The organism is Chitinophaga pendula (assembly GCF_020386615.1).
Classification (GTDB): Bacteria; Bacteroidota; Bacteroidia; order Chitinophagales; family Chitinophagaceae; genus Chitinophaga; species Chitinophaga pendula.
Window position 1 is genome coordinate 4,256,528 of record NZ_CP077769.1, and the last position, 14,907, is coordinate 4,271,434.

Below are 14,907 nucleotides of genomic sequence, written 5' to 3' on the forward strand. Positions count from 1 at the left end.
GAACTGGATCTACGTAATATTATCACCGATTGCCAACAAGGCGTCAGAAAAGCACAGGAACAGCTGTACCGGCATTGCTATGGTTTTGCCATGACGATTGCTATGCGCTATGCTGTTGACGAAAATGAAGCTGCCGATATTCTCAGCTGTGCTTTTGCCAAGATGTTCCGTAGCATCCATACTTTTGATGCATCGAAAGGCAACTTTCATGGTTGGTTAAAAAAGATTATTATCAACGAATCGCTGGATCACATAAAAAAGCGGAATCGTTTTGCGAGCCTGGAAACAGATACCGTAGAAGAACCAAGTATTAACAATGAGATTATTGAAAAGACCGATGCGGCTGCGATTCTTCAATTGATCAGGCAGCTGCCAAGGGCTACGCATGCAGTTTTTGTATTGTATGCTATTGATGGATACTCTCATAAGGAAATTGCCAGTCAGTTAGGTATTAGTGAAGGGACCAGCAAATGGCATTTAAGTGAGGCAAGAAAAATTCTTCAACAAAAAATAGCCGCTATATCAGCCTAGTGAATAAGACTACTCCATATGAAAAAATGATAGCAGCAAAGCTGAACGAGATACCTGTGCCGGATATGTCCGACGCGATCTGGGGCGGCATTGAAGCACAGCTCGATGGAATGGTCCAATCACCTCAGAAAACCCGTATGCCCCAATTTAAGGGCAAGGGTTTCTTCGTTTCTGCCGGTGCATGTATCACCGCATCGGTAATGATATTTTATTTTGTATACAGGCATCCATCGAAACAAGCAATTCCTGAAAAGTCAGTGCCTGCTGTACAAAATACGGTTACGGCTATAGATACACTTGTTTCTACAGACAGTGTAAAAGAAGTTTTGTCCCCCACTCGTCCACTTAAGCTTAACGTGGATTCTTCTTTATTAAAAGGCCCTCCACAGCACAGCGCGGCCGGCGAATCAACAGCGGCGCCTACGCTTTCCCCTGAGCAGCCCGACAGCTTACACCAGGAGCCATCCTTACCGGCGCCTGTCATTGATTCAGGATATCATTTCACGCCTCCTACCCCGGTTAAAAAACCCAAAGGAGTGAAAGGTATCAGCAATGAAGATTATAAAATTTCAACAAAAAGGGATACGTCTGTGGAAAGACCATAGTAGCAATTGTTCTTTTTCCGGGATTTATGGCAATTCATCTGGATATGGGATGGATTGCCCTGTCTGTATGTATGTGGGTAGTTGCGCATTGTATTGTTTCAACATAGTGGTTAATAGTTTGGCCAATGCTGTTTTCTTTGCTGGTTCTTTAGTTGCGAGATTATGTTCTTCTTTGATATCGGTATCCAGGTTGTATAGTTCCAAGCGGCCTTGTTTTTCCCAATAGATCAGTTTCCAGCTGCCTTGCCTTATAGCGGTGATGAAGGCATTGTCGTCACCGAGTGAGCCACCTGCCCAGCTATGCGGGTAATTCCAGATCAGGACGCGATCCTCTTCTTTCAGGTGGCTGTTGCGCAGATAAGGTATGATACTACGTCCATCGATCGTTTGTATTGTTTTATACTTTTTGATACCTGCCATTTCGAGGATGGTAGGGTAGAAATCTTCCATGATCATGTATTGATCGCTCACGCTACCTGGTCGGGTTACGCCATTCCAACGCACGATCATCGGTTCGCGGATCCCGCCTTCATACAAAGCGCCTTTACCACCTTTGAGTGGATAATTCTGGGTGTTGTGGTCTCCTTCCCTAGGGGGATGGGAATAACCGCCATTGTCTGACATAAAAATGACCACGGTATTTTCTGCCAGGCCATTCTTGTCCAGGTAGTCCATAAGTTGTCCCAGGCTATGGTCCATTCCTTCTATCAGGGTAGCATATGCGGCTTCCGGCCTCGAGAGACCTGCATCGAGATATTTTTGCAGGAACCGTTCATCTTCATGGAATGGCAAGTGCACGGCATAGTGTGCCATGTATAAAAAGAAAGGCTGTTTTTTAAGACGTGCGGTATCCATTGCAAGGATGGCTTCACGTGTCAAGGCATCAGTCAGGAAGGTTTTGGTGCCCCAGTATTTTTCAAGTCCCGGTAAATCTGCCTGAACGATATATTTTTCCGGGTTATGGCCATAGTTCTTTTCTCCATAATAGGAGGCAGGATGTCCGGCGGCGCTGCCTGCGATATTTTTCACAAATCCGAGCTTCAGCGGATCTTTCCCGGCACTTTGATCTGCGCCGAAGTGCGCCTTACCACACATAATGGTATAATAGCCATTGTCTTTCAGCACCTGCGGTAAAGGTGTAGCGTATGCGCTACGTTCCTGGGAGGCATCTGGAGAGAGACCGTTCAGGTTCCAGGCAGGTGCCTGCAGCAGTGTATCTTTTGCATCGGTACTTTTGTTGCGTAAGCTGGTCCAATTAGTAACGCGGTGCCGGGCAGCATTCATACCAGAAAGCAGACTCACCCTTGAAGGAGTGCAAACCGAGGTAGCGTACGCGTTTGTGAATTTCATACCTGTGCTGGCCAGCCGGACCATATTAGGTGTGCGGAATTTTTGATTCGCCAACGTTACGCTATCCCAGAAAGGCACAGCGGTATCCTGCCATCCCATATCGTCGACAAGGAAAAAAATGATGTTAGGAGGTTGATTTTTTTGTGCTTGGATCTGAGGGCTATAGCAAAGCAAGGCAGCGACAGGCAGACTGCTAAATAGTTTGTTCATTGTTCAGCATTTTCCCCGGCAAAATAAAGATGTACTGCCTGTAAAACAAATCTCTTCCTATTTCTAACTATCATTGCGCATAAAAAGGAAATGCCTGAGCGCTGTCCGGCATTTCCTTACTTGTAATTCTCCGAGGTCATCCTTTAAGGATAACAATTATCAGGAGTCTAACCTTTCTATTACGCATGCTACAAACTGTGCCCTTGGTCTTGGCGCTCTTATGACCGTACAGCAAGACCGAATCGCACTGGTGATTTGTGCCTCTGTCTTTCCAGGATAGTATTTCCTTAACTTCCTAACCAGATAATCTACTTCCCATGACTCTTCACAGGAAAAGAACAGTCGATCTTCCTTTTTCTTCTTTTTGTTATCATAGTCGGACCAGTCTTCATTTAAAACCCGATGTGCCATAATAGGTATGTTTTGGTAAAAAATAATTTTGCACATCGAAGGTCCTAAATGAACTCAGGTGAAAAAACCTGTACCGGTAGGGAAAAATCCCCTTTTTATCCCAACAATTAATTCCCAAATACCTCCAGCAATTTGGCGTCCAGTTCTTTAGCCTCCCCTCCTATCCATCTACCGATGATCTTACCTTCTTTATCCAGTAATAGTTTGGTAGGGAATGCAGAAACACCATATGCATTTACGGCATCAAACTGTTCGGCACCTTCGTTGTTCAACACATTCACCCAATTGATGCCATCTGTTTTAATAGCATCCAGCCATGTTTTACGGTTCTTTTCGGGGTCGCGTCCCATTTCGGCAGCTATACCTACTATTTCGAATCCCTGGGATTTATATTTATTATATATTTCTTTCAGGTGCGGATGGGAAGCCCGGCAAGGGTGACACCAGCTTCCCCAGAAATCGAGTAATACATATTTTCCTTTCAGTATTGCGAGACTTACTTCCTGGCCGTTCATATCTTTCTTCTGTAATGGAATAGCCGGGCGGCCGATAGCGGTGGCCTCCAGGCTAGCGACCCGCTCTCCCAACATCTTTGCGTAAATGTTGTTCTTTGCGGTGCTTCCCATTTTGTTATAGTCTGCTTTTAGGGAATCGAGGTCCATTATCGCCTGTCTTCTGTACAGCATATACATGCTGTAAGGAGAGTTGGGATGGCTATTATAAAAACTGTTTTCCGTATCCTGCATCTCTTTATTCCTTGTATTATTGGTTTTACTAATGGCCCGCATCAGTGTTGTGTTATCGCAGGTTTTACAGCTATCGGCCACCTTTCTGGCTGCCAGCCAGTTTTCATGATCCACTTTGCCTGCTTTCGCTCTTACGGTTTCCCAGTCTGCGTTGGCAGTACCTCCTTTCACTTCCGCTGCATATACTTTATCGGCATCTCCTTTAATGGTGATCACGTCATTAGTAAGGAAAAATCTCAAGGCTGGCGCTGTCAAGTTTTGACTACCGGTCCCTATTTCCAGGGCAGGATTACCTTTAACTGTAAAGCTGGCTATCTGTGCATCTTTTATATTACCCTTCATGATCATCCAGCCCTTTTCCATTGTATACACGGAGTCTACGCTAATCGTTCCATTTGTGACATAGGACAGCCTTGGTTTATAGGTTTTGAAATTACTGAGTTTTATTTTCAGGGTATATCCCTGTTGGGCGTAACCAGCTGAGGCGATCAGGAAGCTACATAAGAGTGTGGCATACTTCTTCATAATATTAACGGTTGGTTTATGCTTTTACGGGTTATTTGTCAGATTCGGATTTGCTTCCATTACGTAAGTAGAAAAGCGCATGGTAAGCCTTTCTGGTTTCAGGGTGTAGGTGGCCGTAACGTTTCCGGATTCATCATACACCTGGTGTGTGGTATTGAATGTACCTGCATATTCCGGTTCAAGAGATATGCGGCGCATATCGAGCCAGCGGTTTCCCGTCAAGGCCATTTCACGTGTTCTTTCTTCGAGGATGTATTTGACCAACGCCACCTTATCATTTACAATTATTTGTGGCACCGGGGCCTCCTGCGAGGCTACACGGGTCGCCCGAAAATTCTTTATATCTTCTGCAGCTGCTGTCAATTGTCCTGTCCGTGCTTTACATTCTGCGATCAGCAGCACGATATCCGGCACTGTTACACCGAGGTTAGTATAGGACTGTCCCCAGGCCCTTCTCATTCCCAAGGGGTAGCTCTTACCTGTTAACCAGGTTTGGGCACTAAAGAACTTGAGCCGTTCGTCGCTACTGCTGAAGAGTGCAACAGTTTTTGGGTTTATGATGATCCCGTCCAGGCCGGCGCCATACATACGGGATGTGGTACGCATATAGGCGACCTCCTTGTCCATATCAGCGTAAAGCCGGTTCGGTCCATTCACCGGGTCAATGGGTAGAAATGCCCCATTTGCACCGAATTCCTTGTGATAATCGTATAGTCCTACTGCTATTGATGACTGGGATATGGAGCTGATAAAACTTTGCAGCAGTGGCAGGGCCATTTCCCATTGTTGCATGAATACATATACTTTACCTAATAATGCCTGTGCTGCCGGTTTTGATGCTCTGGATCTGTTGGTGATCGTTTCTGGCAATAGTGGAATCGCTTCTTTGAGATCTGCAATGATCTGGTCATACATCTGTTTTACGGTGGCTCGTGTGAAGGTAGTCTGGGTTACATCTGCAATCATGAACAAGGGTGATGCGGGATCAGTTACCGCTGTGGATGCGTTGTATGGTTTACCATAACAGTTTACCAATAAAAAATTGATCCAGGCGCGTCCGGTCAGTGCTTCTGCTCTGAGCATATTTTTTTGTGCATCGGTGCCACCTGTCGATCTCATCACTTCGGCGATCACTTTATTATAGATATAGATCTGTTTTACCAACACGTTGATCTCCGATTCCGTATTGTTAGGCAGAAAAAGATCGGCGGACCATTTGAATGCTTCCTGGTCTGACATTGAAAAGGCGCCGAATCCGAGTACATTAAAGCTGCTACTACCGGCAACATCGTCGCCCATGGCTATCGGAGAGAATATATTGAACTGATGCAAGGCTCCTGCATTCAGCATCAGGTCATAATCGGTGGTCTTCTGTGCGATTAACACTCCCTGGGGTGTTATTTCCAGGAACGATTTTTTACAACCAGACTGGACAACACCAATGGTAGCAAGTGTATAAAGTAGTATTATATGATTTGCAACTTTTCTCATTCATTTCATTTTTAGAGTGTTAAATGCGCGCCGATGGTCACCGTCTTTTGATTGAAAGGCATCACGCTGGTTGCATTCGCTGCGGTACTATTAGAAAACTCCGGGTCCAGGCCGTAGCGGTTTGCTTTCCAGAGCATCAGGTTAGACAGCTGTGCACGCAGGGACAGCCCTTCTATCCTTAATTTGTTCAACAGTTGCGGTGGTAGCTGGTATGCCAATGTGATGTCCCGGATCTTTATATAAGAGGCATCGACGACATTGACATCGCCGCTGGTGTAATAGCGGGTATTACGCAGTGCGCTGGTAGTAGGATTGGCTATGAATCTTGGTATGTCTGTTTTCTGTTCATCACCGGGTTGTTTCCAGCGGTCGAGGAATTCTACGTTGATATTACCTGATCTGAAATCCATATAGCCGACGTTGAACATGCCGGAGTAGCGGGTATTCATGCTACGGTACATTACATTACCCATATTAAAGATTGTATTCACGGCGAGTGAAAAGGCTTTGTACCGGAATGTATTGGTAAGGCCGCCACTCCATACCGGTTGGTATACCCCTTTGAATACGATGTCTTCAATTTTGCTTGCATTGAGTGCCTTTGTTAGTTTTCCATCTGCCAGCCGGATCTGCGGATCACCGTTAGCATCCAATCCTGCATATTTATATGAGAATACGGCGAAAGCAGGATAATTGGCCACATAATTATTCCCGATCAGCTGGTCGCCTCGGGTAATGGGCTGTGCAAGCAGGCCAAGTTTAGTAATCTTGTTCTTATTATAGGAAATATTCAAGATCGTACTCCAGGAGAATTTACCAGCGTCTATGTTTAGTGAGTTGATGGCGATATCAAATCCCCTGTTCGTCAGTGCTCCGACATTCCCATAGATGGAGTTGGCGCCGGATAGAGGGTTTACGGGCATTTGGCCCAGGAGGTTGTCTGTATTCTTCAGGTAGATGTCTATAGATCCGCTTATCCTGTTGCGAAGTATCCCGAAGTCGATACCGATGTTGTATGTTTTTGTGCTTTCCCAAGTTAAGTCGGAGTTACTCAACGTAGAGATATTTAAAGCCTGGCCCCCCGGTGCATACCTGACGGTAGCAGGCTTAAAGATATCATACGAAGCTGCCTGTCCGGCGACAGGAGAAATGCCTGTTAATCCGTAGGTCGCTCTTATTGCCAGTGCATCGATCCAGGCAATATGGTTTATGAAAGCCTCATTGGTGAGGTTCCATTTCAGGCCGAGGCTCCATACTGGTTTACGCTGTGCGGATCTGTTCAGTCCAAACAGATTGCTCTGGTCGTTACGCCAGCTGGCATTGATATTATATTTTCGCAGGAACATATAGGCTACATTCCCATAGTAAGATGTAAACCTGGAGCGAGGTACGGATTCTGATTCGCCGAAATAAGATCCGGATTCGGTGTTATCAGTGGGCAGTTTAGATGATTTACGATCGATACCTGTTGGTAGTATGGGTCCTACAATACCAACGGTGGAAAGTAATTTGTAATCTAACATCGGGTAGGTTTGCAGGTCCTGATCATATCCGTACACTGTACTTCTGTTGACAACCGTTCTTTGTTCCTGCGCCTCTGCTCCCGCCAATGCTGTCAACTGGTGTCTTCCATTATTCCAGTTCCTATCGAAATGTAACTGATTCCTTACTACCCAGTTATCCAGTGAAGAATTATAAACGGTATAACGACCTCCTTTTGTCGGCAGGTTGTAGGTTACAGTCCCATCATTGTTAGCCACTGCAAAATTCATGATATAAGCCCGTTGCTGATAATTGCTTACATCATCGTATATGGTTGTTTTCCCGGATTCTTTTATATAACCGTACCTGCCTTCAAATTTTAATCCCTTATAGATATCAACCGTTATGCCTGTATTGAATCTTCCGCTGAATGTATTGCTCTTTGTATAGCCTGTATTCATGTTATCAATGGGGTTATAATCCATACTGATCTTACCCATTTTTTCAATATTCGGCCGTTCTCTTTCACTCAGGTAGCCCATATAGGGCATATTGATAGCGTTACCGTTTGGGTCTTTGAACAATTGATATGGGAGGTACCTGTTATCTATATTTACTGCTCTGCCATCTGTAGTTGAATTATTGGTCAGGTCAGCGCTCACAAATACTTTCAGTATACGGTTAAAGTTAAAGTCCTGCCTGGTATTCAGTTTAAAGGTCTTATCGCTGGAACCGGGAGTATACGACCTGTTATCGGTGTATGAGAAAGAGTTGTAGTAGGTGTGTTTTTCGGAGCCTCCGCTGATAGCGATGGTATGATTCACCAGCATAGCCGGGCGATACCAGACATCTCCTATCTGTGCTCTGTTATCAATCCGGGCGAGGCTATCTAATTTTGCATTACCAGTAGCCTGTGAGATGGTCCCATTCTTCATATCATAGAGTATCTGATTGGAAGGTGATAGTCCGTATACGGAGTTGAGCGGATCGTAGGTGGTCGCGCGCTGATACGGCATATATACTGCGATGGAGTCGAATGTTTCTCTCATTGACCGGATATACTGGTCACTATTCATCATTGGGAAGTAGTTGTATTGTGGTTTCCCCTGAAAGTTGACGAAGCCATCATAAGCGACTTTCATTTTACCTGCTTTCCCTTTCTTGGTCGTGATAACAATTACGCCATTGGATGCTTTAGCGCCCCATATGGATGCTGCGGTAGCATCTTTCAACACTGTAATGTCGGCTACATCCTGTGGGTTAATAGTAGATATCCTGCTTACATCGACGGCCATTCCATCTACCACTACCAGTGGGTTTCTGCTGGCATTGATCGTATTCAGGCCACGGACCAGGAAAGTATTTCCGTCTCTGGCAGCGCTTGGCGAGTTGTTAATTACTAATCCTGGTATCTGGCCATCCAAACGCTGGAGGATATTCATACTGGAAGAGCGGTCGGCTACCACAGCCATATCAGGTTTGGAAAAGGAACCGGCGCTGCGTTCCTTGGAAATGGTCTGATAACCGGTGGAGACGGCTACATTGATTTCATTGAGCGCCGTGATCTTTGTTTTCAGTGTAATGGTTCCCAAGTCGCCATGACCGTTCACTTTGGTTTCATAAGTTTCCACGTTCAGTCCTGAAAACAACAAAGTAGCAGCCGCATCTACGTCTTTGATCACAAAGAGTCCCTGGGCATTGGAGAAGGTTCCTTTCGACTGGCCCTTCTCCTGTACGCTAATACCTGGGGCCGGTCTTCCGGTTTCGTCCCGCAAGTATCCAACCACATCGATCTCGGTGGTGATCGCCGTATCTTTTACTACTACTGTCTTAGCGACGATGGCGTAAGTTAAAGGCTGATTACGAAAAACCATCCTTAACACATCCTGTAGCGGCATATCCCGTATGTCCAGTGATACCGGCGATGCCTTTGCCAGCATGGCATCATTGTAAAAGAACTGGTACCCGCTCTGTTTTTTCAGTTCCGGCAGCAACTTGGACAAGGGTATCTGTTTTGCAGACAAACTGATTGATTGCGCCACTGTTACTTTTGCAGCGAGCATAAGTATGAGAAATGATACCAGGGTTACTGTTTTTACGTTAGATAACATGCTGACAAACTTTCTTGCCGACTTTCGCGATTTATGAGGATAAGAGATCCCCTTAGCAGATGGCTGCATAATTTTGGTTGGTTTTAGACTTGCGATGATAAAATTTTGGTCAATATTCCTGGTGCCTTTGATCAGCGTGACAGCACCGTTAATTTTCGTCCCTCCAGTTTAAAGTGTACCCTGCTTATTTCCAGTATTGTTAGTAATTCGGTTAATGTGACGGATCGGCTAAATCCCCCGGTAAAGGTATCTGCAGGTTTAGGGCCGTCGTATACTACCTCTATATTATACCATCGTGCGATATCCCGCATGACATAAGTAAGGTCTTTGCTTTTATATTCAAACTGACCGTTTTTCCATGCAATGGTTTCTTGTATATCGGCATGGGTATCGATCCTGATACCGTTGTCATTTCGTGATAAAATAGCCTGTTGTCCCGGGATCAGCATTTGGCTGACTGTACCGCTGGTCACTTTAATACTACCTTCCGCCAAGGTTACCCGAAGATCGGGTTCGTCATCGTAGGCTTTTATATTGAAATGGGTACCGTATACCTGCACTTGTTTGTTATTGTATTTTACAATAAAAGGCTGGCTGCTATCTTTTGCTATTTCGAACCAGACCTGTCCCTGAATCAGCACCTCCCGTTTGCCCCCTGTAAAAATAACCGGGTAAGTGATGGAAGAGCCGGCATCCAGCATTACCAATGAGCCATCGGAGAGGCGTAGCGGGTATTGCTGGCCTTTGTATGTTGTTAGTGTATTATAAGTTGTATGTGTATCGATACCTTGTCCGGAGTAGATCACGGTACCGTTGCTTGCTGATATTTTTGCGTTCCCCTGTGTAAGTTGCAGGTCCTTTCCTGCGCTGTCGAGTTGTACCTGGCTTCCATCTGCCAACGTAAGTACTGCGCCTGTTGCACCTGGTAGTATATCATTTTTGTATACCGTATTGGAGCGCTTCGCTAGCGGCGGCTCATTGCTATGTTGTTGGATATAGTACCAGGATGCAGTGCCGATCAGTAATAGTATGACGGCGGCAGCCCATATTTGCCGGAGTCTTCGTACGGGCCGGTGATGTATCCCGCTATAATCTATTTGTTTCTGATTGTCGGCCGCCAGTATCCTCTTCAATGTTTTAGCCCCGTCTACGCCGGCAGAAAGGTTATACTTTTCTTCATAGTTATCCCACCAGATTTTCAGGTTCCCGGACAAGACCTCATCATCATCGTCTGTCGCAGCTACCAGTTGCCAGAATTCCTGCAACTCTTCCGAAGTTGCCTGTCCGCTGGCATATTTGTCAAATAGAACCTGTAAGCGTTGCGACATGAGTAATTAGATGGCTTTAATAATAAATAGACGCAGGAAAAAGGGGTAGGAGGTATCGGAGGGAAAAAAAATTATTTCCTGGTTTCCAGGAAATAAAACAGGATGAGTGATCCTTCGATCCCTCTTTTATGGAGGAATTCCCGGATGGTATGGAGGGCATTGGACATTGTTTTTTTCACTGTCTGGGTTGACAGATTTAGCTGAAGGGCGATCTGTTCATGGGTCAATCCATGTTCCCGGCTCAGGGAAAACACCAGTTTGCGCTGCGGAGAAAGCTGCCGGATAGCTTCCTGCAGGAGTTCACGGGCTTCGTGATCCAACAGTTTATCGGCGGTATCTTCCACATATAGGTTTTCTTCCATCTGCCTGGCGACCAGCTGTTGCATTTTACGTTGTGAGGCTGTATACCTGAAGAAGCTCATGGCTTTATTATAGGCCACCTTTGAGAGAAATGCGTCCATGTTGCGGATCTCTGTGATCAGTTCCCGGCCTATCCATAGTTTGGTGAAGATGTCATATAGCAGTTCTTCTGCGATTTCATGAGATTTAGTCATACGCAGCAGGTATGAATAGACTTTTTGCCAGTATCGGTTGTATAATTCCGTAAAGGCTAGTTCCTCTCCATCCGAAATACGGCGTAGCAATTCACTTTCAATATAATTGGAATGGGACGACATCATACCGAGATAAAAGTAATAAAAAGTCGGGATTCCAATAATAGTGTCAAATATGACTTTTTAATATATAATAATCAGTCTAGGCTTAATAGTTGTATGTATCTTTGTGTTACAAAAAGCAGCATATGGAAGCAGGGCATACGTCAAAAGATCCGTTACATGGGGTGACACTTGAAAAGCTGATTATACGGCTTGTAGATAGCTTTGGATGGGATGAGTTGGGTTATCATATCCGGATCAATTGTTTTATCAGTAACCCATCCGTACCATCCAGTCTTAAATTTCTGCGTAAAACACCTTGGGCAAGGACCAAGGTGGAGAATTTCTATAAAGACGCCTTGCGGGAAGGGAAGCTGAAGTAATCCACCTTGTCAAAATTTTTCGCCCAGGTGAATGAAGAGTGATAGTTTATCGTCTTCTCTATATACGGTCGCTACGCCTGTTCCGGCAGCCGCTAGTGCTTCATCGAAATTGTTCATCTTATTGGCCAGATCATTCTCTCCGTTACGATTTGTGAAGTAGATCGTACTATCTGCGAGCGTTTCTCTTAACATATCCAGCAGTTCCTGGTCGGGGTTGTCGTATTTTCCATTGGCAGAAACCACGTAATGGTCTGCTGTTATCTTTTCGTATACTGACTGGGTGGCGTTATTTTTACTACCGTGATGCGCCATTTTAATTATATCCACATGTAATTTACCCTTTTCATCCAACAGGCCATTTTCCTGCAGGCCGTTATAAAAATCATCGGAGCGGCTATCTCCGGTCAGCAGTATCTTTTTTCCACCGTAGGATACGAGGCAAACTATGCTGGACAGATTGAAGGGGGATTTGTCTTTATCTGCCAGGGCGGCAATGATGATGCCGGGATCTCCTTTGTCGTGATATTTGCGCAGGTCTTCGTCCCATTTGGCCTGGTATTCTTCCAGTCGTTGTTCATTTGGGTGCAGTACCTGTATGGATAAGTCATCCCAATCTATGGGCAGGTTGTCGATATCCCCACGTACAAAACCTGGAGTATCATCTTCATTGACAAAAGGTTCGTTAAGGCTGGCATTTAATCGCGCTGTCACGTTATTACGCAAATCTCTTCCTTGTTGTGTAGAAGCGATCACGGCAGCGACGGAAGCGTCTACGTTGCCGATACCCGGTAGTTGTTCAACTGAGGCGACAGATGCGGCAGCCGCTACTGCTGACAGTTTGGGTATTTGCAGATTATTGATGATATCATCAAATGTGTTGAACCAGAAGTAATCTAACTGAAAGGGAGGATCTTTTTCCTGGTCGAGGTAGTCGACCATATCATTGGTGAGCGCTACGATACCATTTACATGGTCGTCGTCCATATGGCTGACCATTACCATGGAGATGGGTAAGGGATCGTGAGGAGACAGCTGTGCTTTGAGTTGCAGCAATCTTGGTTTGAGTACGTCCCGGTATACACCTGCGGGGCCGCCATCGATGATCATCAATTGATGGTTGTCGGGTGTTCCGAAGTGCAGGATCAGGCAATCGCCATATTTGGCTTGCAATACTTCCAATGTAAATATCATATGACAATGATTAAACTGATTGAATGGCCCGCAATACGTCTACCATACCACATCCCTGGAAATACCTTTCTCTGCCCAGATCGGTAGCTGTTTTGCATAAAATTTCCTTTACGCGACGAGGCAGGCCTATGAGCTCACGGTGTTTGGCCAGTAGCAAGGCTGCGGCGCCGGATACGTGAGGAGCAGCCATGGAGGTGCCATCCATTTTTTGTGTGCCGTTGCCCAGTACGCAAGAGGTGATCTTTTCGCCTGGGGCTACCAGGTCCGGTTTGATGCGTCCATCTCCTGTGGGGCCTTTACTCGAGAAGTAGGATACTCCGTATGCATGCGGGCGGGTCTTGTGGGTGGCGCCCACTGTAATTACGCTTTCCGCATTTCCGGGGTCGGTGATGTTCACCATACGGAATCCTTGCGTATCGGCGCCATTGGTTCCTTTGAATAAAGCTTGTCCCAGGTTGCCGGCAGCAGCGACGACGACTATTCCTTCTGCCACCAGTCGTTCACAGGCTTCGCAGACAGGTGTTTGTCCACAAGCGTAACTCGCCACCTCATGTGTCATGGAAAAACTGAGGTTAGCGCCATGTATGGTAGTACCTTCTTTTTTTGCATTCAGCCAACGTACAAAATGAAGCGCTGCCAATATGTTGAACTCTTCTCCTTGTCCCTCTTCGTTCATGACCCTGATATCATACAAGTCAATACCCGGACACATGCCTACTAAGGGGTCTTTATACCCTCCTCCTTCGTCGCACGCACCGATGATACCTGCGACATGTGTGCCATGGGGATGTTTTGGTACTTCATATCCCGGGAAACTATGCGGTATACGTAACAAGGGGGCTATCAGGCTCCAGTCGAATAAACGGCCTGATTTAAGGGCTTTACTGATATCCTGAATATATTCCGAACGTTTTTCTTCATGTAGTAGTTGTCCTTTTTCGGTGCCTTTCAGTGTTTCACTCATGTCGGGGGTATCCATCCTGAGATTTTCTTTCTCATGAATGCTAGCCATTACATCTCTGAACTTTGTGAAATCGTATGTAGCGACAATGCGGGTAAAGTTAGATTCTCTGTCGGGGGTAGGTCCAAAAGCAGTGGTATACGGCAGGCCTGTTTTGGGGTCTTTCTTTCGGAATGCGTCGTGTGTAGCGTCGATACCGGAGTCGAGTACGGCCCAGGTAATATCTTTGCCATCAATGTCGAACAGGCGCCTACCGGCATCTGCTTTTGTCAATCCGACTGATTGTTGAATAGAAATGGTAGCGGGCCTATTGCGGCTAACGGAATATAGTATTCCCTTCTCCTCCCGTTTGGGCTCGACCAGGTCACGCAGGTAATCCCTGAACATCGCCTTAAACACCTGGTACATGTCATATTCTTCCTGCTGTTCAGAAGCTTGGTGATCGTACAGGCGAACAAATTCCCGATCTCCCCTGGATACATAGAGTAAGGCGCCTGCCAATATTTGGAGCCATTCCCAGCCTTCTCTATCTTCTGATTCATCTGTCACCTGAAGCCACCAGCTTGATAAGGGTAAGACATATTGAATCAGCTCGAAAAATGTTAAGCGTGCCACTACAGTCTCTCCATTATTGGCGAGCTGCCATCCCTGGTCTGATTCCCTCTCCCACCTGTCCAGCCGGTTGGATATAGCCACGAACAAATCAGCCGCATTTGAACGATAATGCGGAGTCAGGATGAGGTCAATACGAAAGGTGCTCAACACTTCTATTTTTTTAAAATAGGTCATCCAGACATCGGGATATACCGGGGAGTCCTGGGTAAATCTTGGCATCTGTCCGTACTGGCGGAAAATGATCCGTTCAATCGTTTTTTCGTCAATATTCATCCGTTTTTTTATTTGAAGGAGAGATCAATGGGGTTGAT

At 45.7% G+C, this 14,907-nt stretch carries 11 protein-coding genes; 3 read left to right on the top strand and 8 right to left on the bottom strand.

The genetic code is table 11. The features are described from left to right. The first annotated feature begins 21 nt into the window (after positions 1-21). Both KTO58_RS14950 and KTO58_RS14955 read left to right on the top strand, forming a co-directional pair. Positions 22-531 (top strand): RNA polymerase sigma factor, encoded by a 510-nt coding sequence (locus tag KTO58_RS14950; RefSeq protein WP_225860257.1) that lies wholly within the window; start codon positions 22-24, stop codon positions 529-531. Next, entirely contained in the window at positions 531-1,136 is a 606-nt protein-coding gene (locus KTO58_RS14955; protein ID WP_198315237.1) for a hypothetical protein, read from the top strand. The genes KTO58_RS14950 and KTO58_RS14955 overlap by 1 nt, the downstream gene beginning before the upstream one ends. A 24-nt stretch (positions 1,137-1,160) precedes the next feature. On the opposite strand, the gene KTO58_RS14960 is transcribed toward KTO58_RS14955, so the two are convergent. The 6 genes from KTO58_RS14960 to KTO58_RS14985 all read right to left on the bottom strand — a co-directional run bounded on the left by KTO58_RS14960 (position 1,161) and on the right by KTO58_RS14985 (position 11,470). Beyond that, positions 1,161-2,696 carry a sulfatase gene (locus tag KTO58_RS14960; RefSeq protein ID WP_095838596.1) on the bottom strand — a complete coding sequence of 512 codons (1,536 nt, stop codon included), beginning with the start codon at positions 2,694-2,696 and terminating at the stop codon, positions 1,161-1,163. Between the two features lie 518 nt (positions 2,697-3,214). Beyond that, a complete protein-coding gene (locus KTO58_RS14965) occupies positions 3,215-4,378 on the bottom strand; it encodes a TlpA disulfide reductase family protein (protein WP_095838594.1) in 1,164 nt (387 codons plus the stop codon). A gap of 24 nt (positions 4,379-4,402) precedes the next feature. Then, positions 4,403-5,869 carry a RagB/SusD family nutrient uptake outer membrane protein gene (locus KTO58_RS14970; protein ID WP_095838593.1) on the bottom strand — a complete coding sequence of 489 codons (1,467 nt, stop codon included), beginning with the start codon at positions 5,867-5,869 and terminating at the stop codon, positions 4,403-4,405. An 11-nt stretch (positions 5,870-5,880) separates the two neighbouring features. Next, positions 5,881-9,462, bottom strand: a complete 3,582-nt coding sequence (locus KTO58_RS14975) for a SusC/RagA family TonB-linked outer membrane protein (RefSeq protein ID WP_225859762.1) — start codon at positions 9,460-9,462, stop codon at positions 5,881-5,883. A 131-nt stretch (positions 9,463-9,593) separates the two neighbouring features. Then, the gene (locus KTO58_RS14980; protein ID WP_095838591.1) at positions 9,594-10,790 is read right to left on the bottom strand and encodes a FecR family protein; all 1,197 of its coding nucleotides are present in this window, start codon (positions 10,788-10,790) and stop codon (positions 9,594-9,596) included. Positions 10,791-10,861: 71 nt separating this feature from the next. After that, a complete protein-coding gene (locus KTO58_RS14985; RefSeq protein WP_095838590.1) occupies positions 10,862-11,470 on the bottom strand; it encodes an RNA polymerase sigma factor in 609 nt (202 codons plus the stop codon). Between the two features lie 122 nt (positions 11,471-11,592). On the opposite strand from KTO58_RS14985, the gene KTO58_RS14990 reads away from it, so the two are divergent. Then, positions 11,593-11,829, top strand: a complete 237-nt coding sequence (locus tag KTO58_RS14990; protein ID WP_095838589.1) for a VF530 family protein — start codon at positions 11,593-11,595, stop codon at positions 11,827-11,829. A gap of 9 nt (positions 11,830-11,838) precedes the next feature. On the opposite strand, the gene KTO58_RS14995 is transcribed toward KTO58_RS14990, so the two are convergent. Then, complete coding sequence (locus KTO58_RS14995) at positions 11,839-13,020, bottom strand: ComEC/Rec2 family competence protein (protein ID WP_095838588.1); 1,182 nt, start codon at positions 13,018-13,020, stop codon at positions 11,839-11,841. Between the two features lie 10 nt (positions 13,021-13,030). Next, the gene (locus KTO58_RS15000; protein ID WP_198315235.1) at positions 13,031-14,869 is read right to left on the bottom strand and encodes a S8 family peptidase; all 1,839 of its coding nucleotides are present in this window, start codon (positions 14,867-14,869) and stop codon (positions 13,031-13,033) included. Positions 14,870-14,907 lie beyond the last annotated feature (38 nt).